Source organism: Brevundimonas sp. Root1279, assembly GCF_001425945.1.
Taxonomy (GTDB): Bacteria; Pseudomonadota; Alphaproteobacteria; order Caulobacterales; family Caulobacteraceae; genus Brevundimonas.
In genome coordinates this window covers 382,308-402,086 of sequence record NZ_LMEB01000005.1, presented here as the reverse complement: position 1 = coordinate 402,086, position 19,779 = coordinate 382,308, and the positions used below count along the sequence as shown (strand labels likewise).

19 protein-coding genes are annotated in these 19,779 nt (G+C 70.1%); 14 read left to right on the top strand and 5 right to left on the bottom strand.

The features are described 5' to 3' along the window. Positions 1-19: 19 nt before the first annotated feature. The 3 genes from ASC65_RS07800 to ASC65_RS07790 are packed head-to-tail and all read right to left on the bottom strand — an operon-like array spanning position 20 to position 2,401. Positions 20-502, bottom strand: a complete 483-nt coding sequence (locus ASC65_RS07800) for a GNAT family N-acetyltransferase (RefSeq protein WP_056451351.1) — start codon at positions 500-502, stop codon at positions 20-22. Between the two features lie 34 nt (positions 503-536). Further along, the gene (locus ASC65_RS07795; RefSeq protein WP_056451349.1) at positions 537-1,310 is read right to left on the bottom strand and encodes an enoyl-CoA hydratase; all 774 of its coding nucleotides are present in this window, start codon (positions 1,308-1,310) and stop codon (positions 537-539) included. Further along, positions 1,307-2,401, bottom strand: coding sequence for an MBL fold metallo-hydrolase (locus tag ASC65_RS07790; RefSeq protein ID WP_056451347.1), 1,095 nt, complete (start codon positions 2,399-2,401; stop codon positions 1,307-1,309). The genes ASC65_RS07795 and ASC65_RS07790 overlap by 4 nt, the downstream gene beginning before the upstream one ends. Before the next feature lie 131 nt (positions 2,402-2,532). Here ASC65_RS07790 and ASC65_RS07785 point away from each other — a divergent pair, with 131 nt between their 5' ends. The 4 genes from ASC65_RS07785 (at position 2,533) to ASC65_RS07770 (ending at position 5,890) form a co-directional block, all read left to right on the top strand. Beyond that, entirely contained in the window at positions 2,533-3,483 is a 951-nt protein-coding gene (locus ASC65_RS07785) for a hypothetical protein (protein WP_056451345.1), read from the top strand. A gap of 107 nt (positions 3,484-3,590) precedes the next feature. Further along, positions 3,591-4,388: an exodeoxyribonuclease III gene (xth, locus tag ASC65_RS07780; protein WP_056451344.1), complete on the top strand. Its 798-nt coding sequence runs from the start codon at positions 3,591-3,593 to the stop codon at positions 4,386-4,388. Between the two features lie 4 nt (positions 4,389-4,392). Next, on the top strand, positions 4,393-4,908 hold the full coding sequence (locus ASC65_RS07775) for a hypothetical protein (protein WP_056451342.1): 516 nt from the start codon (positions 4,393-4,395) through the stop codon (positions 4,906-4,908). Between the two features lie 76 nt (positions 4,909-4,984). Then, complete coding sequence (locus tag ASC65_RS07770) at positions 4,985-5,890, top strand: hypothetical protein (RefSeq protein ID WP_056451340.1); 906 nt, start codon at positions 4,985-4,987, stop codon at positions 5,888-5,890. A gap of 318 nt (positions 5,891-6,208) precedes the next feature. On the opposite strand, the gene recN is transcribed toward ASC65_RS07770, so the two are convergent. Both recN and ASC65_RS07760 read right to left on the bottom strand, forming a co-directional pair. Next, on the bottom strand, positions 6,209-7,909 hold the full coding sequence (recN, locus tag ASC65_RS07765; RefSeq protein ID WP_056451338.1) for a DNA repair protein RecN: 1,701 nt from the start codon (positions 7,907-7,909) through the stop codon (positions 6,209-6,211). 144 nt (positions 7,910-8,053) lie between these two features. Beyond that, a complete protein-coding gene (locus ASC65_RS07760; protein WP_056451336.1) occupies positions 8,054-8,914 on the bottom strand; it encodes an outer membrane protein assembly factor BamD in 861 nt (286 codons plus the stop codon). Positions 8,915-9,119: 205 nt separating this feature from the next. Between ASC65_RS07760 and ASC65_RS07755 the strand changes: the two genes are divergently transcribed. The 10 genes from ASC65_RS07755 to ychF all read left to right on the top strand — a co-directional run bounded on the left by ASC65_RS07755 (position 9,120) and on the right by ychF (position 19,768). Continuing rightward, positions 9,120-10,055, top strand: coding sequence for a ribose-phosphate pyrophosphokinase (locus ASC65_RS07755; RefSeq protein WP_056451334.1), 936 nt, complete (start codon positions 9,120-9,122; stop codon positions 10,053-10,055). Positions 10,056-10,139: 84 nt separating this feature from the next. Next, positions 10,140-11,405: a hypothetical protein gene (locus tag ASC65_RS17715; protein ID WP_200939808.1), complete on the top strand. Its 1,266-nt coding sequence runs from the start codon at positions 10,140-10,142 to the stop codon at positions 11,403-11,405. Positions 11,406-11,537: 132 nt separating this feature from the next. Continuing rightward, complete coding sequence (locus ASC65_RS07745) at positions 11,538-12,632, top strand: hypothetical protein (protein WP_082525925.1); 1,095 nt, start codon at positions 11,538-11,540, stop codon at positions 12,630-12,632. Between the two features lie 145 nt (positions 12,633-12,777). After that, a complete protein-coding gene (locus ASC65_RS07740) occupies positions 12,778-13,482 on the top strand; it encodes a 50S ribosomal protein L25/general stress protein Ctc (protein WP_056451332.1) in 705 nt (234 codons plus the stop codon). Positions 13,483-13,560: 78 nt separating this feature from the next. Then, entirely contained in the window at positions 13,561-14,190 is a 630-nt protein-coding gene (gene pth, locus ASC65_RS07735) for an aminoacyl-tRNA hydrolase (RefSeq protein ID WP_056451331.1), read from the top strand. Positions 14,191-14,249: 59 nt separating this feature from the next. Next, the gene (locus tag ASC65_RS07730) at positions 14,250-14,636 is read left to right on the top strand and encodes a DUF2946 family protein (protein WP_056451329.1); all 387 of its coding nucleotides are present in this window, start codon (positions 14,250-14,252) and stop codon (positions 14,634-14,636) included. A gap of 81 nt (positions 14,637-14,717) precedes the next feature. After that, positions 14,718-16,778, top strand: coding sequence for a TonB-dependent receptor family protein (locus ASC65_RS17710; protein WP_056451327.1), 2,061 nt, complete (start codon positions 14,718-14,720; stop codon positions 16,776-16,778). Further along, on the top strand, positions 16,778-18,097 hold the full coding sequence (locus ASC65_RS07720; RefSeq protein WP_056451325.1) for a PepSY-associated TM helix domain-containing protein: 1,320 nt from the start codon (positions 16,778-16,780) through the stop codon (positions 18,095-18,097). Before ASC65_RS17710 ends, ASC65_RS07720 begins: the two co-directional genes overlap by 1 nt. Positions 18,098-18,108: 11 nt before the next feature. Beyond that, the gene (locus tag ASC65_RS07715) at positions 18,109-18,594 is read left to right on the top strand and encodes a copper chaperone PCu(A)C (protein WP_056451323.1); all 486 of its coding nucleotides are present in this window, start codon (positions 18,109-18,111) and stop codon (positions 18,592-18,594) included. 79 nt (positions 18,595-18,673) lie between these two features. Continuing rightward, on the top strand, positions 18,674-19,768 hold the full coding sequence (gene ychF / locus ASC65_RS07710) for a redox-regulated ATPase YchF (protein WP_056451321.1): 1,095 nt from the start codon (positions 18,674-18,676) through the stop codon (positions 19,766-19,768). Positions 19,769-19,779: the final 11 nt, after the last annotated feature.

Here is a 19,779-nt window from a genome sequence, read left to right as displayed (position 1 = left end):
CGCCGGGCCGCAACCGATTCTATGCAGCGGTTACCGGCCCGGAGGGTTCGCCGGGCCCACGCCACATGACCCTGCGTTGGTCCACCGGCCCCGGCAAACGCGCCAAGGGCGCTGGCATGAAACCGAACCGCGAAAAGTATGGCGGCTCGCCGACCAGCAGGATTCCGGCCTCGCCCGCCTGCTCAAGGCAGGCCTGGACCAGGGCGGCGCCCATTCCGCCGCTGCGCAGCGAGGCCTCCACGGCGATCGGGCCCAGAAAGACGGCGGACTGATCGCCCACACAGATATCCCACAGCCGGACAGAGCCGATCACGGCGTCGCCCCGGCGAATGACGAAGCCCGCGGCGACGCCGGCGGTCTCGCGCAGTCGCTCCGCCGTCTTGGCGAAGCGGCCCGGGCCGAACGCCGACAGCACGAGGGCCTCGACGGCCTCGCGGTCGGAAGGCGTCTCGCGCTCAATGCGCCAAGCGGGGGCTTCGGACAGGGCGGCGGAATGAGTCATGGGCGCGGGGACCTAAGCCCCACGTCTGAACGAATCAACCGGCTTTCGAGAAATCGGGCGCGCGCCTTTGCGTAAAGGCCATGAAGGCCTCCATGGCCTCAGGACTCTTCATCTGGCTGCCGAAGGCCTCGCCCTCGCGTTGCATGAGGGCCCAGAGCCGCTCGGCGTCGCGCATCAGGCCCTTGGTCTTGCGGATGGAGTTCGGCGCACGAGCGGCCAATTTGGCGGCCAGCTCGGCGGCGAGCGCCTCCACCTGATCGGCCGCAACCGCGCGGTTCGCGAGGCCCCAGGCCTGGGCGGTGCGGCCGTCGATGGGTTCGCCGAGCGCGAAGATCTCGAACGCGCGCTGGTGCCCGAGCGCTTGCGGCAGCAGGAAGGAGGATGCCGCCTCCGGGGCCAGGGCCAGATTGATGAACGGCGCCGACAGCAGGGCGTCCTCGGCGACCACCACCATGTCGCAGTGAAGCAGAAGGGTCAGGCCGATGCCGACCGCGCGGCCGCGCACCGCGGCCACCGCCGGCTTGTCCAGTTCGGCCAACGCCTTGAGGAAGCGGAACACCGACATGTCCAGCGGCTCATTCGTCTGCGAGCCGATGGCGATGAAGTCGGCGATGTCATTGCCGGCCGAGAAGCTGTCGCCCTCGCCCTGGAAAACCAGCACGCGCACCGTGTCGTCGGTCCGGGCGCGTTCGGTCGCATCTGACAGCGCCGCGTACATCGCCTGGGTGATGGCGTTCTTCTTCTCCGGCCGGGCCAGGGTGACGGTCAGGACGCCGCCCGCCAGTTCGGTCTTTATGTGCTCGGTCATGCCGTCTCTCGTGAAGTGTCTGTGGCCGTCCACCAGTCGACGCCGTCCACGTCGCGGTCGCACGACGCCCGGCCTTGTCGGAGCAGGTAGTTCAGGTGGGCCAGGCTCTCGCCCGTGGCCATGCCGCGAACACCGTCGCCGACCGGTCGTGCGAACAGGCTGCCGAACACGTCGACGGCTCGCTTTGGGGTCTTCAGCGCACGTTCCAGGCGCTTGAGTGAGGAGACGTGACCGCGGATCAGGGCGTCCAGGCGGGTATGGACGCCGCGGAACGGCTCCCCGTGCGACGGCAGGACAAGGGCGTTCGCCGGCAGGATGGACTTCATCCGCTCCAGCGAGACGAGCCAGTCGCCAAGCGGGTCCGCCGCCGGTTCAGTCGGCCAGACGGAGACGTTCGAGGAGATCTTCGGAAGGATCTGGTCGCCGCCCAGGATCACATCGTCGGCCTCGCGCCAGAGGCAGGCGTGTTCCGGGCTGTGGCCCTCGCCGACGACGATCCGCCAGTCTTGGCCGCCGATCGACAGCCGGTCGCCCTCGCGCATCCGGACATAGCCCGCCGGCAGGGCGTCGACGGCCCGTCCGAACTGGCCGAAGTCGCGGCGGTACCGGGCGATCTGGGGCTCGTCCCAGCCGGCGGCGCGGTAGAAGTCGGCGCCGCTCTCGGGCGCCGGCTGGCCGCTGTCGGCTAACAGCATCCGGGCGGTGACATACTCCAGCCGGGTCATCACCAGCGGCACGGAGAACCGCTCGCACAGCCAGCCCGCCAAGCCGATGTGGTCCGGATGCATATGGGTGCAGACCACCCGCGTCGCCGGGCGGCCGCCCAGCGGACCTGCCAGCAAGGCCTCCCACTCGTCGCGGGTCCCCGACAGACCGAGGCCGGTGTCGACCAGGGCCCAGCCGTCGCCGTCCTCGACCGCGTAGACATTGATGTGGTCCAGCGCGAGCGGAAGGCTCACGCGCATCCACAGCACCCCCGGCGCGACCTCAACGGCTTCGCCGGTCCCCGGAACGCGGGCGAAGGGATACTCAAGGCCACGCTCCGAGCGCGCGCCGGGGCCTTCCTCCGCCAGAACCGAGCCGTCCGCCAAGTCAGTCTCCAATCAAAACTATGGGGACCATAGGCCCAAGCCCTCGGGCGCGTCCAGCGCTCCGACGCCTTGACCCGGCCACAACCGCCATCCATGGATTTCGCCGAACGGCATCCCTCCGGAGTTTCACTGTGTTCAAGAAAAAGTTGGTCGCGCTGCTCGGCGGCGCGATGGCGCTGTCCCTGCTGGCGGCGCAGCCGGTATTCGCCCAGTCGACGCAGCCGACCCGGACCGACGCGACTGGGGCCACGATCCCGAGCGAATCCCCTTCCTCGGGACGCCTGAGTCGTGGGCAGCGGCAGCAACGCCGTGAACCGGCCGGTCCGACGCCGGAAGCAAACAAGGCGGCCGCTCAGGCCGCTCTGACCGCAGCGGGCCTCGCCTGCCAGGTCACCGAAGCCAATCTGCTTGGCGTTACGGCCGATCAAAGCTCGATGTACGAGGCGGCCTGCGCCGCCGGTCCGGGCTATATGGTCGTGAACTCGACCCCGCCGCAGACCTTCAACTGCCTCGAGCTCGCCAGTCAGGCTGAGGCCAACCGCGCCCGCGACCCGGCCGCCGAAGTCGGCCAGCAATGCGCGCTGCCGGCCAACCAGAACGCTGTCGCCGTCACCGCCGCCTATGCGCGTGACGCGGGCATCGACTGCACCGTCGACCAAGGGTCCGTTATCGGCCGACTGGAAGGCAACATCGTCTATGAGGTCGGCTGCGCCGGCGCCGACGGCTTCCAGATCGAACAGAAGAGCACCGGCTGGTCGAAGGCTCCGTGCTGGGCCCGCGCCATGGAAGGCGCCGCCTGCCGCTACACCACGCCGGACGAAAATCTGACGGCGTGGAAGACGGTGCTGGCCGGCACCGAAGCCGCGGCGTGCTCGGTTCAGCAGGCCCGCAAGGTGGGCGCTGATGCCGAGGGTCGCGTGGTCTATGAGGTCAAGTGCGCCCCTGACTCCGGCTACTTCGTCCGCGTCAACCGCGACACCTTCACCGCCTCGCTTGTCCACCCCTGCGCCGCCGCCGCGCATATCGGAGGCGGCTGCACCCTGAGCACCTTCGCCCCGGCCGCCGCGACCAGCGAGCAATAGGCGGGCCGACATTTCGGACGATCGACGCCCCGGGGTCCGCCCCGGGGCGTTTTTCGTTTCAGCCCCTGCCCTTCACAGACCGGGGCGACGCGCCGTAAGCAGGGGCCATGCGCATCGCCACCTGGAACGTGAACTCCGTCAACGCCCGCCTGCCGACCGTGCTGGCCTGGCTGGAAGCGGCGAACCCCGATGTCGTCGGCTTCCAGGAGATCAAATGCCTGGACGAGAAATTCCCCCGCGAGGCCTTCGAAAGCCTCGGCTACAATGTCGAGGTCCATGGGCAGAAGACCTACAACGGCGTCGCCCTGCTCTCGAAATTCCCGATGTCCGACGTCCGGCGCGGCCTGCCCGGCGAGGACGAGTCCGGGGTCGAGGTCGAGGGCGTCCACTCCCGCTACATCGAGGCCCTGATCGAGTGCCCCCGGCCGGTGCGGGTGGGCTGCCTCTACCTGCCCAACGGCAACCCGGTCGACAGTCCGAAATTCGCCTACAAGCTCGGCTGGATGAGCCGGCTCGAGGCCCACGCCAGGACGCTGCTGGCGCAGGAAGAAGCCTTCACCCTGTGCGGGGACTACAACGTCATACCGACGCCGGAAGACGCCCGGAACCCGTCGGCCTGGGTCAATGACGCCCTGTTTCAGCCCGAGAGCCGCGCCGCCTTCCGGGCCTTGCAGAACCTCGGCCTGTACGAGGCCGGGCCGCTCGGCCACCAGCCGCCGGGGACCTACACCTTCTGGGACTACCAGGCCGGCGCCTGGCAGCGGGACCACGGCATCCGCATCGACTTCCACCTGCTGTCGCCGCAGGCCGCCGACCGCTTCCGCGGCGTCGAGACCCATCGCGACGCCCGCGACATGGACAAGCCGTCCGACCACGTGCCGGTGGTCGTCGAGCTGGAGGACTGAGGCCTTGGCCGATGCGCTCCGGGTCATCCTGCTCGTGGCGCTGGCGGTGGCGGCGCTGACAACGGCCGCGCTGATCCTGGCCTGGTGGATGGAGCCCGCGCGGCGCATGCGGCGGGTGCTGACCAAGTCGCTCGGCGTCGCGCCTGAGGCCGAGGCGCTGTCGCCGGCCGAGGGCCGGGCCGCGGGACTGGACTTCGACGGGGCCCAGGTCGCGGTGCTGTGGAACCGCGGCGGCGCAGGCCTGGTCTATGACTACGAGGAGATCGACGGCGGCGAGATCATCGTCGACGGCCACGTGGTCGCCCGGGTGCGGCGTGGCGAGGCGCGCAAGTCTCTCGACATCAATGCGCCCGACGCCGAGCAGGTCGTCCTGCGCCTGATGTTCGCCGACGCTCGCCACTCTGAGTTCGAGCTGGCCCTGTGGGATGCAACCCTGCCGGTCCAGACCGGTTCACCGGGGGAGGCCCTGCGACTCGGGCGCCGGTGGTTGTCTCACCTTGAAGCGTTGCTGAAAGGCTGAGACGCCCTTCCGGGAACCGTCGGGGGGCGCTAGAAGCCCGCATCCCTGTTGCCCGAGTACCCCTGGAGCGCCCGCCGTGGCCCGTCTGTTCGACGCCTACATCATCGCTGACTGGACCGCCGCCGAGGGCAAGAAACTCGGCGAACAATCGGTCTGGATCGGCGTGGCCAAGCGCGACGTGCGCTTCCGCCTGTACTCGGAGACCCACAACGTCGCCACGCGCGCAGAGGGCGAAGCCCTGCTCGCCTCCCTGCTGGCGGATCACCGCAAGCGCGGCGACCGGGTGCTGGTCGGCTTCGACTTCAACTTCGGCTACCCGGCAGGCACCGCCGAGCGGCTGAAGCTGAACGGGACGCCGTGGCAGGCGATGTGGAAATTCATCGCCTCGAACATCGTCGACAAGCCCGACAACACCAACAACCGCTACCAGGTGGCGGCCAAGGTGAACCGGCTGATGACCGACCAGGCCTGGCCCATGTGGGGCGCCCCGGCGTCGCAGGCCCAGCGCTGGCTGACCACGACCAAGCCCCCGGCGGGCTCGGGAGCCGACATCCCCGAGTTCCGGGCCACCGAGAACGCCGTCCGCAAGGGGAAGCTGCAGCCGAAGTCGGTCTGGCAGATGCACGGCGCCGGCGCGGTCGGCGGGCAGACGCTGGTCGGCATTCCGGCCGTGCGCCGCCTGCTCGAGAGCCTCGGCCCGTCGGGCGCCGTCTGGCCGTTCGGGACCGGCTGGCGCGAGCTGAAGACGGATGACGTCGAGCCGCTGTCCGCCCTGGTGGTCGAGGTCTGGCCGTCGATGTTCAACGCCAAGCCCGAGGCCGGCGAGTACAAGGACCAGGCCCAGGTCCGCGTCACCGCCGAGGCTCTCGCCAAGCTGGACGAGACCGGCGACCTGTCGAAGGCCTTCGGTCCGCCCAAGTCCGCCGACGAGGCCCTGATCGCCCAGGTCGAGCAGGAAGAAGGCTGGATCCTCGGCGCCTAGGCGCCAGACTTGGTACGGTCGAGTGCAGGAAATTGTCGTGACGCTGAGATCGTCGCCCTGGCGGCGTTCTCGGCAGCTCTGAACCGGCCCGATCGAGCATCAGGACGGTCCACGGCGAGTCGACCGTCGGCGGATTCTGTTTCGTGATTTCAAAGACCTGCGCCCTTGCGCGCGTCTGACGCGTGGGACGACAGGACGAGTCTAGCAGCGCCAGGAGCCCCGCTAGCTGAATGACGTTGGCGCCACGGTTGGCGGCGCCGACCGGTGCGCGAAACGGCGGCCAGGCGCCACGGATGGCACGCCAGCCTTGTGGCGAGGTCAGCCGATCAGGGCGCGCGCCGCGGCCCGGGCCTCGTCTGTGATCGTCGCGCCGGATAGCATGCGAGCGATCTCCTCGCCGCGGGCCTGTTCGTCGAGCGTGTCGACCGTGGTCATGGTCAGGCCGTTCGCATCCGCCTTGCGCACCTTCCAGTGGGCGTGGCCGCGGGCCGCGACCTGGGGGCTGTGGGTGACGACCAGGACCTGGGCCCCGTTGGACAGCCGTTGCAGGCGCGAGCCGACCGCTTCGGCCACGGCGCCTCCGACGCCCTGGTCGACTTCATCGAAGATCATCACCGGCTGGCGCAGGCCCTCGCGGCCGGCCAGGGCGGCCTTCATGGCCAGGGCGAAGCGGGCCAGTTCCCCACCGGACGCGATGGCGTCCAGCGGGCCGAAGGGCGTCCCGGCGTTGGTGGCGATCTCGAAGCGCACGGTCTCGACGCCGAGGGGGCCGCGACGACCGTCGGGGACCGGCTCGAAGGCCACGCGGAAACGGGCGCGGTCCAGCTTGAGCGGGCCGAGTTCGCCCATCACCCCGGCGGTCAGACGATCGGCGGCGGCCTCGCGCGCCGAGGTGAGCAGCATAGCCGCCACGTCATAGGACTCGCGCGCGGCCGAGGCGGCGCGTTCGGCGGCGGTGATGGCGTCGGCCCCGTCCTCGATCAGGCGCAGCTGCTCGCGGAAGCGCTCGCGCAGGGTCGGCAGCATCTCGACGGACGTGTTCAGCTTACGGGCCGCGGCGCGCAGGGCGAACAGCCGCTCCTCGGTCTTGTCGAGGCGGCCCGGCTCGAAGTCGAAGGCGTCGGCGGCTGAGTCGACGCAAGCGATGGCCTCCTCGGCCTCCACCAGGGTGCGGTCGATGGCCTCGGCGGCGGCGGTCAGCCGGATGATCAGCGGGTGATCGGCCTCGGCGCCCGACTGGGTCGCGCGCTGGCGGGCGTGTTCGACGGCGCGCAGGGCGGCCGACAGATTGCGCGACAGCTTGTCTCCGCCCAGCGACTGGCGGGCGTCCGACAGGTCGGCGATGGCCTTTTCGGCCGCGCCCAGCAAGGCGCGCTCGCCGGCGAGTTCGGTTTCCTCGTCAGGGCGCGGATCCAGCGCGTCCAACTCGGCGAGGTTCAGGGCCAGCTCCTCGGCGTGGGCGGCCGCATCGGCGGCGGCGGCCTTGAGCTCGGCGACCGCGCGCTCGGCGGTCTTCAGCGTCTCGGCGGCGGCGGCGACGCCCGCCAGCTGGGGCTGCAGGCCGCCGTAGATGTCGAGCAGGGCGCGGTGGGTCTTCCAGTCGAGCAGGCCGACGGTCTCGTGCTGGCCGTGGACCTCGACCAGGGCCTGTCCGATCTCGCGCAGGGCGGCCACGCCGGCGGGCTGGTCGTTGACGAAGCCGCGGCTGCGGCCGTCGGCCGTCAGGGTCCGGCGCAGAATAAGCTCCTCGCCCGGCGTGACCTCGAAGCCCCGCTCGGCGATCAGCTCGATCAGGGCGTCGTCGTCAGGGGCGGTGAAGACGGCGGTGGCCGAGGCCTGTTTGGCCCCGGCGCGGACCAGGCCGGCGTCGGCGCGCGCGCCCAGCGCCAGGCCGAGGGCGTCCAGGATGATCGACTTGCCGGCCCCGGTCTCGCCGGTCAGCACGGTCAGGCCGTGCTCGACGTCGAGGTCGAGCACATCCACCAGCACGATGTCGCGGATCGACAGGGCGGTCAGCAAGGGGCTGCTCCGCCGAGGCTCAAGGGACCGGAAACGCGGTGATCAGGATGAGGCAAGACGAATCGATCTCTCGGGCGACGCCGGAGAATGCTGGCTGTTCGCCCCCCGGGTAAAGCCCGAGGTTAGCGGAACATATCGGAAACGTCAGCCCGGGATGATCCGGCGCAGCCAGCTCTCGCGCTCACCGCTCGGCGCCACGTCGGGACGCTGGCCTTCTTCAGTCAGCAGGGCGTAGGCCTCGGCGTACCAGGGGCTGCCCGGATAGTTGTGACCGAGCACGGCGCCGTTGCGGGTCGCCTCTTCCTTCAGGCCGAGCATCAGATTGACCTCGACGAGCCGGAACAGGGCCTCAGGCGTGTGCGAGGTGCGCTGATAGGCCTGGTTGTCGATCACCGCCTTGTAGCGGTTCAGCGCCGCCAGCGGCTGGCCGGCGCGCTGGTAGTAGCGGCCGATCGCCATTTCCTTGCCGGCGAGCTGGTCGTTGACCATGTCGATCTTGACCGTGGCGTCGCTGGCATAGGTGGTCCCGGGGTAGCGGCGAACCACGTCACGCAGGCCGTCGAGCGCCGCCTGGGCGTAGCCCTGGTCGCGGCCGACGTCGGTGATCTGCTCGAAATTGCTCAGCGCCTTCATGTAAAAAGCGTACGGCGCGCTGGGATTGCCCGGGAACAGCTGGATGAAGCGGTCCGAGGCGGCGATGGCCTCGGCGTAGTTGTTGTTCTGATAGTGGGCGTAGATCTGCATCAGGATCGCGCGGCGCGACCACTCCGAATACGGATGCTGGCGCTCGACCTCCTGGAAATAGTCGATCGCGTCGGCCCAGCGCTGGCTTTCCAGGCGCTGGTAGCCGGTGTTGTACAGGGCCTCGACCGGGCGCTCTTCGTAAGCCAGGCGGGGCCGGTCGGAGCGGCCGGCGCACGCCGCCATCGTCAGGGCTGAGACGGCCACGGCCGACAGGATCAGGCCAGTGCGAATCTTCGAAGCGAGCAAGGACGACCTCAACATGACATGCCGACGGGTTTGCCCCCCGCCGACGCCCCCTGGGAACGAGACGCGATCTCTACACCAGCCGACAAGTCCACGCCAATGCGAGAAGAAGTCGTTCAAAAAGACGCTCAGCGCCTTGTGGCCCCGCCGTCCCCTGATATGTAGCGCGCCAACGCCACGGCGGCGAATGAGCCGGGCGATGACGGCGAAAGGATGACCGGACATGAAGCTGCTCTCTGGCAACTCCAACCGGACCCTGTCCCAGGCGATCGCCGATCACCTGGACACCCCTTTGACCAAGGCGCAGGTCAAGCGATTCGCTGACAACGAGGTGTTCGCCGTCATCGAGGAGAACGTCCGCGGCGAGGACGTCTTCATCATCCAGTCGACCAGCTATCCGGCGAACGACAACCTGATGGAGCTGTTGATCATGACGGACGCCCTGGTGCGGGCTTCCGCCAAGCGGATCACGGCGGTGATGCCCTACTTCGGCTACGCCCGTCAGGACCGGAAGACCGGCGGCCGCACCCCGATCTCGGCCAAGCTGGTGGCCAACCTGATCACCCGCGCCGGCGCCGACCGGGTCCTGACGATGGATCTGCACGCCGGCCAGATCCAGGGCTTCTTCGACATTCCGACCGATAACCTGGTGGCCACCCCGGTGCTGGCCCAGGACATCAAGGACCACTATCCGCGCGGCGACGACCTGATGATCGTCTCGCCCGACGTCGGCGGCGTGGTGCGCGCCCGCTCGCTGGCCAAGCGCCTGGATGCGGACCTGGCCATCGTCGACAAGCGCCGCCCCAAGGCCGGCGAGAGCGAGGTCATGAACATCATCGGCGACGTCGAAGGCCGTCGCTGCATCCTGTTCGACGACATCGTCGATTCGGGCGGCACCCTGGTCAACGCCGCCCAGGCCCTGATCGACAAGGGCGCGACCGAGGTTTCGGCCTACATCAGCCACGGCGTGCTCTCGGGCCCGGCGGTCCAGCGGGTTACGGACGGCCCGCTGAAGGAGCTGGTCATCACCGACTCGATCGAGCAGCCCCACGAGGTGCTGAACTGCGCCAAGATCCGCAGCGTCTCGGTCGCTCCGCTCATCGGCGAGGCCATCCGCCGCATCGCCAACGAAGAATCGGTCTCCAAGCTGTTCGACTGAGTTTTCGCGGAACGCCTTCGGGCCCGCCGTATTAGCGCCCTACGGTTCGGCGTTGATGGGGCGTCGGCATTCCGAGGAGTTCGTATGAGATCGGCTGTCCAACGCCGCGGCGTCGCCGTGGCCGCCATCGTCGCCGCCGCCGTGCTGGCCAGCTGCGGGACCACCCAGGCTGAGCTGCAGGCCCAGGCGGCCGCGGAACGCGCCGCCGCCGAAGCGGCCGCCGCGCTTGCCCCCCCGCCGGTGAGGCTGGACGCGGGCGTGGCCGAGGCCGCGGCGGTCTATGTCGCCTTCACTCGCGAGATGTCGGCCATGCAGGGCGGCTTCGACAGCCCCGAAGCGGTGCAGGCGGCCCTGCGCAGCGGCTCGTCCTACAATGCCGAACAGCTTTCGCGCGGCCTGGTGGCCTACGCCTCGATCCTGGCCCTGCAGTCGCCGGAGTATGTCGCCGGGGTGCGGCAGTACACGCTCAATCCGGATGCGCGCCGCGAGCTGGTCGCCAAGATCATCGCCGACCCCCGGCAGGCCTCGTACATCGACGGCGCGGACGCTGCGGCCCAGCTGGTCACCTCGATGCTGAAGCGGGACATCGACGCCCTGAGTCGCGCCGCCAACTCGGTCGAGAACGACGCCTACGCCGTCCAGGCCCGGCACGATCCGCGGCGCGGCTGGGGCGTGGCCGAGGTGTTCGACCGCGAGGGCCGGCTGGCCCGGACCAAGGCCCTGTCGGCGCAGGACGTGCTGCCCTCCGCCTCCGAAGCCGCCGAACTGCTGGCGGCGGCTCAGGGCGGACGCGAGCTGTCCAGCGAAGGACAGCGCCGCAGGCCGCCCTATCCGCCGGTGATCGAACGGGCCCTGGCCATTGCGGCTCTGGCTGCGCTCGGCGAGGGCGACCGGGCCAACACCGAGGCCCTGCAGGTCGAGGCCGTCAGCGAGCGCTGCCTCAACCTGTCCAAACTGATGCTCTTCCAGTGCCTGGCCGCGTCGCGACCGAGCTATGAGGACATGTTCTGCGTCGGGCGGCACGTCGTGCGCGACCTGGCCACCTGCACCCGCGGCGCGGCGATGCCCGCGGCGATCGTAACCGTCTCGGACGTGGTGCCGGCGCCGTCGATCACTCCTGCCCCGTTCACGCCGGACCCGCCGGCCCGCAGCGAACCGGCCCCGACACCGACCCCGACGCCGGCGCGCGTCACGCCGCCGGCGCCGCGCATCCAGACCCCGACGCCGCGGCCGCGGCCTGTGACCCCGGCGCAGACTCCGGCCCAGTCCCCCGCGCCGACCCCGGGCCCCGCCTCGCCGGCCAGTTCGATCACCGAGCGGCTCAACACCGGACCGGGCGCAGAACGCTGACGGAAATGTCGCCCTCGCGACGCATCTTATTGCTACGCTTGGATTAACGCTCGGCGAACCCTTTTGGCCGCGATATAAGCGATGGTCGTCATTCGCGTCTGAAAGCGGACGCACGGGTCGTTGGGGGTATGCATGGTTGAAGCTCACGTGCGTAGGGGACTGGCGCTCGCCGCCGTTGCCGCCGCGGCCATTCTGGCCAGTTGCGCCACCCCGGAGCCGGAGCCTGCTCCGCCGCCACCCCCGCCGCCGCCGCCGCCGGCCGTGAGCATGAACGAGGGCGTGGCCCAGGCCGCCTCGATCTACGTCGCCTTCATGCGCGACGTCGGCACCATCCCGCCGGGCGGCTTCCCGGACGCCGAGTCCATCCAGGCCGCCCTGCGCAAGGGCTCCGCCTATGAGCCGACCCAGCTGTCGCGCGGCATGATCGCGTACGGCTCGATCCTGGCTCTGCAGTCGCCCGAGTTCGTCAACGGCGTCCGCACCTTCGCGACCGATCCGACCACCCGCCAGGAAGTGATCGCGCGCATCATCGCCGACCCAGCCTACGCCGCCACCCTGCCCGGGGCGGACGCCGCCGCCGGCCTGATCGTCGAAACGATCGGCAAGGACTCGGCCGCCATGCTGCTGATCGCCGACGCGGTCGAGCAGGACGCCTACACCATCCAGGGCCGCTCGGACCCGCGCCGCCGCTGGGCCGTCGCCCACGTGCAGAACCGCGAAGTCCGCCTGCAGACGACCAAGACCCTGTCGGCCAACCAGATGCTGCCCTCGGCCGAAGAATCGGCCCGCTTGTTCGCCGCCGCCAACAGCGGCGCCGGCCTCGAGGTCGCTCCCGCGCAGGCCACGCCGCCCTACACCCCCGCCGTGGTGCGTTCGCTGGCCCTGGCGGCTCTGGCGGCCTTGGGGGCCGGCGGCGAGGACGCCCGCGCCAACACCGAGGCCCTGACCGTCGAGCAGACCAACGAGTTCTGCCTGAACATGTCCAAGCTGATGCTCTTCCAGTGCCTGGCGGCCTCGCGCCCCAGCTATGAGGACATCTTCTGCGTCGGCCGCCACGTGGCGCGTGACCTGGCCACCTGCACGGCGAACTACGTCCGCCCGGCCCCGCCGACCGTCCCGATGCACGCGACTCCGGGCGAGGGCGAGGTGCCGCTGCAGACGTCGGTCGCCGCTGGAGCGGCCGCCGCTTCGACCACCGCAACGGCCGCACTGAACGGCCGAAGCTGATCGCGGAGCACAAGACGCCGCGGAGACGGTTGCGTCCCGCGGCGTCTGCGTGTAATAGCCCGCGCTCTTGAATTCCGAGGGTTCGAGGACCCCGCCGCGCGGCAGTATATGTCAGCGCGGCGCTTCTGTTGTTGAGGCGAGCCAGATGGCCGAGATCATTCTGAACGTCGACGTCCGTGACGGCGTTGGCACCGGTGGCGCCCGCGCCGCGCGTCGTGCGGGCATGGTCCCGGGCGTCCTGTACGGCGGCGACAAGGCCCCCGTCGCCATTTCGGTGAACGAGAAGGACTTCCGCAAGTCCCTCTACACCGGCAAGCTCCTGGGCCACCTGGTGACCCTGAAGTACGGCAAGGAAACCCAGCCGGTCATCGCCCGCGACGTGCAGTTCGACCCGGTGTCGGACCGCCCGCTGCACTTCGACCTGATGCGCGTCGACGAAAAGCAGACCATCAAGATCGAAGTGCCGGTGCACTTCATCAACCAGGACCAGTGCGAAGCCTTCCGTCAGGGCGGCTCGCTGGAAATCGTCCGTCACTCGGTCGAAGTGAAGGTCCGCGCGGACCACATCCCGGAAGACCTGATCGTCGATCTGGCCGGCCACAAGCTGGGCGACACCATCCGCTGGACCGACCTGAAGGGCACGGAAGAGGTCGAGCCGACCATCACCGACCGCGACTTCGTGATCGCCTCGATCAAGGCCTCGTCGGCCGCCAAGGCTGCTGACGAGATCGAAGAAGCCATCGCCGAGGAACAGGCCGCCGCCGCCGAGGCCGCTGCCGAGGACGTCCCGGCCACCGAACAGGCCGAAGGCGAAGACGCCGCCGCCGAGGGCGAATCGTCGGAAGGCTAACGCCTCCTACGATCGACTGTTATCTGGAGCGGCCCCTTCCGGTTACGGATGGGGCCGTTTCCTTGTCCGGAGCATGCCATGATCATCGTCGCCGGCCTGGGCAACCCGGGTCCGAAATACCAGGGCAACCGCCACAACATCGGCTTCATGGCCGCCGACGAGATCGCGCGCCGCTGGTCGTTCGGGCCGGAGCGCGCCAAATTCCAGTCGGTGATCCGCGAGGGCGAGGTCACCACGGTCAAGGGGCCGGTCAAGGTCCTGCTGATGAAGCCCCAGACCTATATGAACGAGAGCGGCCGGGCCGTCGGCGAGGCGGCGCGCTTCTACAAGGTCCAACCGGCCGACGTCATCGTCTTCCATGACGAGATCGACCTGGCCCCGGGCCGCTTCCGCATGAAGTTGGGCGGCGGCGCCGCCGGCCAGAACGGCGTGCGCAGCCTGATCAGCCAGCTGGGCGCCGACTTCCGCCGCGCCCGCATGGGCATCGGTCATCCGGGCGAGCCGCAGCTGGTCCACGGCCATGTGCTGAGCGACTTCCACAAGGCCGACCAGGCCTGGCTGCAGCCGATGCTGGACGCCTGCGCCGACGCCCTGCCCTTCGCCCTGGCCGGCGACGACGACCGCTATCAGGCCGAGGTCATGCGCCTGGCCCCGGCCCCCAAGTTCAGCCCCCGCCAGGCGGCGCAGGACGCGCGGAACGGCGGCTAGTCCAGCCGAGACGTACGGTCGCGGTTCCCAAGCGGCCCGCGCCCGGCTAGGAGGGCGGCGTGAACGCCCGGGCCGACAATTGGTCGCTTTCGAAGTCGCTGGCCTTCCTGGCCGCGGTGTTCGCGATCACGCTCGGCAGCCTGTTCCCGTTCGCGGCCCTGGCCGCGGTCCAGCCCGGCCAGCCGCTGATCATCTGCTCGGCCCAGGGGCCGATGGAGGTCCAGCTGGGCGGCGACATGGACGGCCCGGCGGGCAAGACCCACCTGCCCAAATGCGCCGCCTGCGTCATGCCGCTGCTGGCCGCCCTGCCCGCCCCGCCGACGCCCGAGCCGACCATCACCCCCGCCTCGGCCGAGGCCATCGCCTACACTCCCCAGGCCGCGGCTCCACCGCCGCCCGCCCGCGCGCCGCCGCGCCCGCCGTCGACCGCCCCGCCCCACGCCTGAAGCAGAACCGCGCCCTCGCGCGCATGTCCCCGCCCGCCGACCGGCGCGGCGGGCGCCCTTCTCTGTTTCAGGACCCATTTGATGTCCCTTCGGACCCTCGCAGCGCCCTGCGCGCTGCTGCTTGCGGCTTCGGCCGCGCCCGCCTTCGCCCATGAGCCTGCTGCGCCGAGCGACGACCCCGCCGTGCTAGACAGCGTCATCGTCACCGGTCGCCGCGATCCGGAAGATCCCCAGGTCGTCGCCGACGCCCGCGCCCTGATGGCCCGTACGCCCGGCGCCGTCGCCGTGGTCTCGGCCGAGAGCTATGAGACCCGCTTCGCCCAGGGCTTCTCCGACAGCCTGCGCAATGTGCCCGGAGTGATGGCGCAGAAACGCTATGGCGAGGAGAGCCGCCTCTCGATCCGCGGCTCGGGCATCGCCCAGGGCTTCCACCAGCGCGGCGTGCTGCTGGCCCAGGACGGCGTACCCTTCGCCGACGCCGACGGCTTCTCCGACTTCCAGGGGGTCGATCAGCTCGGCGCCCGCTATATCGAGGTGTGGAAGGGGTCGAACACCCTACGCTTCGGCGGGGCCCAGCTGGGCGGCGCGATCAATCTGGTCACGCCCACCGGCCGGACGGCGCAGGACGAGCTGAGGCTGCAGGCCGAGGCCGGGTCGTACGGCTTCCGCCGCCTGCACGGCGAGGCCGGGGGCGTGCGCGGCGACTGGGACGGCTTCGTCGCGCTCACGGCGATGGAGGCGGACGGATGGCGGGCGCAGAGCGACCAGTCGCAGGCCCGCATCGCCGCCAACCTCGGTTACAGCTTCGGCGACGACCGCGAGGTGCGCCTGATCGTCCAGGCGGCCGACATCCAGCAGTCCGTGCCGGGCGCCCTGACCCTGAACCAGGCCCTGACCACGCCGCGCATGGCCCCGGCGAGCAACATCCTCAACGACAACGCCCGCGACCAGACGCTGAAGCGGGCGACCCTGCAGACGCGCTGGCGGTTCGACGATCAGACCCTGTTCGAGGGCGCGGTCTGGGGCTGGGGCAAGGCGCTGTATCACCCGATCTTCCAGGTCGTGGACCAGCAGAGCGAGACCCGCGGCGCCTTCGCCCGCGTCGACTGGACCGGGACCGTCGCGGCTCTGAAGGCCGACGCCTTCTACGGCTTCAGTTGGCGCGACGGGGGGCTGGACGCCCTGCGCTACGTCAATGTGGGCGGCCAGCGCGGAGCTCTGACGGCCAAGGCCTATCAGCAGGCCGACGGACTGGACGTGTTCGGCGAGGGCCGGCTGTTCGTGACGGAGCAGCTGGCGCTGGTCGCCGGAGGTTCGTTCGGACGGGCGACGCGCAACTACGCGGACCGGCTCGACCCGGCCAATGACGACGCCATCGCGTACGACTGGTTCGCGCCGCGCCTGGGCCTGTTGTGGGAGGCCGAGGACGGGGCGCAGGTGTTCGCCAACCTGACCCGCTCGGTCGAACCGCCGGCCTATGGGGCGCTGGTGCAGGCGCCGCTGGCGGGGTTCACCCCGGTCGAGGTGCAGGACGCCTGGACCGCCGAGCTCGGCACGCGCGGGCGGCGCGGGGCCTTCGCCTGGGACCTGGCCGTCTATCGCAGCGAGATCGAGGGGGAGATCCTCAGTTTCATCGTCGGCCCGGACATCCCGGCGGCGACCTTCAACGCCGGTCGGACCGTGCACCAGGGGATCGAGGCCGGGCTGGACTGGCGGCTGCCGTCGCTTACGGGGGGCGACCTGTTGCTGCGCCAGACATACGCCTTCAGCGACTTCCGCTTCGAGAACGATCCGCGCTGGGGCGACAACCGCCTGCCGGTGGTTCCCCGGCGCCAGTACCGGGCCGAGCTGACCTGGCGGCGCGGCGGAGCCTTCGTCAGTCCGTCGGTAGAATGGCGTCCGCAGGACGTCTGGGTCGACTACGCCAACACCCTGAAGGCGCCGAGCTACGCCCTGCTGGGATTGAACACCGGCTTCGACGTGAGCGAGGGCGTCGCGGTCTACGCCGACCTGCGCAACCTGACCGACGAGCGCTACGTCGGCGAGTTCGCGGCGGTCACCGATGCGCGGACCGCCGGGACGGCGGTCTTCTATCCCGGCGAGGGCCGCTCGGCCTACGTCGGCGTGCGGGTGAGCTACTGATGGACAAGCTGCGAGCCGTCGCGCCGATCTCGGGCGCCTATCGCGCCGTCTGGCGCTGGCATTTCTATGCCGGGCTGATCGTCCTGCCCGTGCTGATGCTGATGTCGCTCACCGGCGGAATCTACCTGTACCGGGCCGAGATCGAGGACGCGGTCTATCGGCCGGTCGCCGAGATCAGCGCTCAGAAGGAGACGGTTTCGCCCGACCTCTGGGCCGCGGCGGCCGCCCGCGAGGGCCGGGTGGTCAATGTGCTGAGGCCCGCGCGCGACGATCGCGCCGTGCGCTTCACCGTCGAGCGGGCGGACGGGCGGCAGGCTTTCGTCTTCGTCGATCCGCACGACGCGCGAGTGACCGGCGTGGCCGAGGGCGGCGGGCCGATGGAGACGGTCAAGCGGCTGCACTCCCTGGTCATCGCCGGCCCGTGGGCCAACATCCTCGTCGAGATCGTCGCCGGCTGGGCCATGATCCTGGTCGCCACCGGCCTGTTCCTGTGGTGGCCCCGCAAGCGCGAGGCCGGGGTGCTGACCGTGCGGGCCCGGGCCGGACGCGGCCTGTGGCGCGACATCCATGCGGTGACCGGCCTCTACGCCGGGGCGGTGATCTTCTTCCTCGCCTTCACCGGCATGCCCTGGTCGGCGGTGTGGGGCGACCAGATCCTGAACGTCATGCGCGAGAGCGGAATCGGACGCCCGCCGGCCCCGGCGGCGGAGAGCTGGGCGCACGCCGAGCACCATGACGAACCGGCCGGCGTGGGCTGGACGATGGAGCACGCGACGATGGCGCACGGCGCGCCGGGGACGCCGAGCCTGGCCAAGGTGGTCGCGGCCCCCGAGTCACGCGGCCTGCCCCGGCCCTATCTGATCTCTGCGCCCAAGAGCGACGGGCTGGCCTGGACGGCGGCGACCCAGCCGCAGCGGGTGGAGGACACCCGCATCCTCTATGTCGACGGGGTGACCGGCGCGGTCCGTGGCGATATCGACTACGGCCAGTTCGGCTGGGGCGCCAAGGCCTTCGAATGGGGCGTGGCGACCCACCAGGGGACGCAGTACGGCGAGGCCAACCGGATCGTCATGCTGCTCGGCTGCATCGCCATCTGGGTGCTGTCGCTGAGCGGCCTGGCCATGTGGTGGACGCGGCGGCCTCACGGACGCCTCGGCGCCCCCGTAGCCCCGCCGGGACCGCGCGTGCGGGCGGCGGTTCTGGGAATCGTCATTCCCTTCTCGATCCTCTATCCCCTCACCGGGTTGAGCCTGCTCGTCGCCCTCCTGCTGGACTGGGTGGTGAGGACGGCGATGCGGCCCCGGCCTGCCTCTGCGTGAAAGGACTGCGCATGAAGACCCTGCCCCTGCTGGCCTCGGCCTTCGTTCTGGCCGGACTGGCCGCCTGCAACCAGGGCGGCGCCAAGAGCGCGGGCGGCGCCGAGGCCGCGACGGTGCAGGTGACCGGCGCCCTGTGCCGGCCGACGCCTCCGGGCCGGAAGGTGACCGGCTGCTATCTGACGATGACCGCCTCGACGAACGACCGCCTGGTCTCGCTCAGCTCGGAGGCCGCCGGCCGGGCGCAGCTCCACGAGAGCAAGATGGAGAACAACATGATGGTCATGTACGAGCTGCGCGAGGGCCTCGCCCTGCCGGCCGGCGAGGCCGTCGTGCTGGAGCCGAACAATCGGCACATCATGCTGCTGGGGGTGAAGGAGCCGCTGAAGGCCGGCGACACCGTGCCGCTGACCCTGACCTTCGCCTCGGCGCCGCCGGTTCAGATCGAGGCGAGCGTGGCCCAGCCGCCCGTCCCCGGGACCGAACACGCAGGTCATTGAGGCCTTCGACGACGCGCGAGCCTGACAAACGGCCTCAGGTCCGCTAAGGGCACGCGCTCATCAAGGAATACCCGCCCCCATGGCTCTGAAAGTCGCGATCGTCGGCCTGCCCAACGTCGGCAAGTCCACCCTGTTCAACGCCCTGACCAAGACGGCGGCGGCGCAGGCGGCGAACTATCCGTTCTGCACCATCGAGCCGAACACCGGCGACGTGGCCGTGCCCGAGCCGCGCCTCGACGTGCTGGCGGCCATCGCGGGCTCGAAAGAGATCATCCCGTCGCGGATCACCTTCGTCGACATCGCCGGCCTGGTGCGCGGCGCGTCGAAGGGCGAGGGCCTGGGCAACCAGTTCCTGGCCAATATCCGCGACTGCGACGCCGTGGCCTTCGTCGCCCGCTGCTTCGTCGATGACGACATCACCCACGTCGAGAACCGCATCGACCCGATCTCGGACCTCGAGATCATCGAGACCGAGCTGATGCTGGCCGACCTCGAAAGCCTCGAGAAGCGCTACCCCAACGTCGAGAAGCGCGCCAAGACCGGCGACAAGGAGATGCAGGGCACCCTGCGCCTCATCAACCTGGCCCTCGAACAGCTGCGCGCCGGCAAGCCCGCCCGCGTCGCCGAGATCAGCAAGGAGGACGAGAAGGCGTGGCACATGCTGCAGCTGCTGACCTCCCTGCCCGCCCTGTACGTCGCCAACGTCGACGAGGGTTCGGCCGACAAGGGCAATGAACTGTCTGACCTAGTCGCCAAGCGCGCCGCCGCCGACAACGCCAAGTCGGTGGTCATCTCGGCCAAGATCGATTCCGAGCTGGCCGTGCTGGACGCCGAGGAGCAGGCCGAGTTCCTGGAGAGCCTGGGCCTAGCCGAGCCGGGCCTGAACCGCCTGATCCGCGAAGCCTATGCGCTGCTGGGCCTGCAGTCCTACTTCACCGTGGGACCGAAGGAGGCGCGCGCCTGGACCATCCACGTCGGCGACACCGCGCCCCAGGCGGCCGGCGTCATCCACACCGACTTCGAGAAGGGCTTCATCCGCGCCGAGACCATCGCCTACGACGACTATGTCGCGTTGAAGGGCGAAGCCAAGGCCCGCGAGGCCGGCAAGCTGCGCGCCGAGGGCAAGAGCTACGTCGTCAAGGACGGCGACGTGATGAACTTCCTGTTCAACTGATCGCGGCTTCG

Coding starts and splice junctions, on each gene's coding strand:
- ASC65_RS07800 (WP_056451351.1), bottom strand. CDS start 502: ATGACTCATTCCGCCGCCCTGTCCGAAGCCCCCGCTTGGCGCATTGAG.
- ASC65_RS07795 (WP_056451349.1), bottom strand. CDS start 1,310: ATGACCGAGCACATAAAGACCGAACTGGCGGGCGGCGTCCTGACCGTC.
- xth (WP_056451344.1), top strand. CDS start 3,591: ATGCGCATCGCCACCTGGAACGTGAACTCCGTCAACGCCCGCCTGCCG.
- ASC65_RS07760 (WP_056451336.1), bottom strand. CDS start 8,914: ATGTTGAGGTCGTCCTTGCTCGCTTCGAAGATTCGCACTGGCCTGATC.
- ASC65_RS07755 (WP_056451334.1), top strand. CDS start 9,120: ATGAAGCTGCTCTCTGGCAACTCCAACCGGACCCTGTCCCAGGCGATC.
- ASC65_RS17715 (WP_200939808.1), top strand. CDS start 10,140: ATGAGATCGGCTGTCCAACGCCGCGGCGTCGCCGTGGCCGCCATCGTC.
- ASC65_RS07745 (WP_082525925.1), top strand. CDS start 11,538: ATGGTTGAAGCTCACGTGCGTAGGGGACTGGCGCTCGCCGCCGTTGCC.
- ASC65_RS07740 (WP_056451332.1), top strand. CDS start 12,778: ATGGCCGAGATCATTCTGAACGTCGACGTCCGTGACGGCGTTGGCACC.
- pth (WP_056451331.1), top strand. CDS start 13,561: ATGATCATCGTCGCCGGCCTGGGCAACCCGGGTCCGAAATACCAGGGC.
- ASC65_RS17710 (WP_056451327.1), top strand. CDS start 14,718: ATGTCCCTTCGGACCCTCGCAGCGCCCTGCGCGCTGCTGCTTGCGGCT.
- ASC65_RS07720 (WP_056451325.1), top strand. CDS start 16,778: ATGGACAAGCTGCGAGCCGTCGCGCCGATCTCGGGCGCCTATCGCGCC.
- ASC65_RS07715 (WP_056451323.1), top strand. CDS start 18,109: ATGAAGACCCTGCCCCTGCTGGCCTCGGCCTTCGTTCTGGCCGGACTG.
- ychF (WP_056451321.1), top strand. CDS start 18,674: ATGGCTCTGAAAGTCGCGATCGTCGGCCTGCCCAACGTCGGCAAGTCC.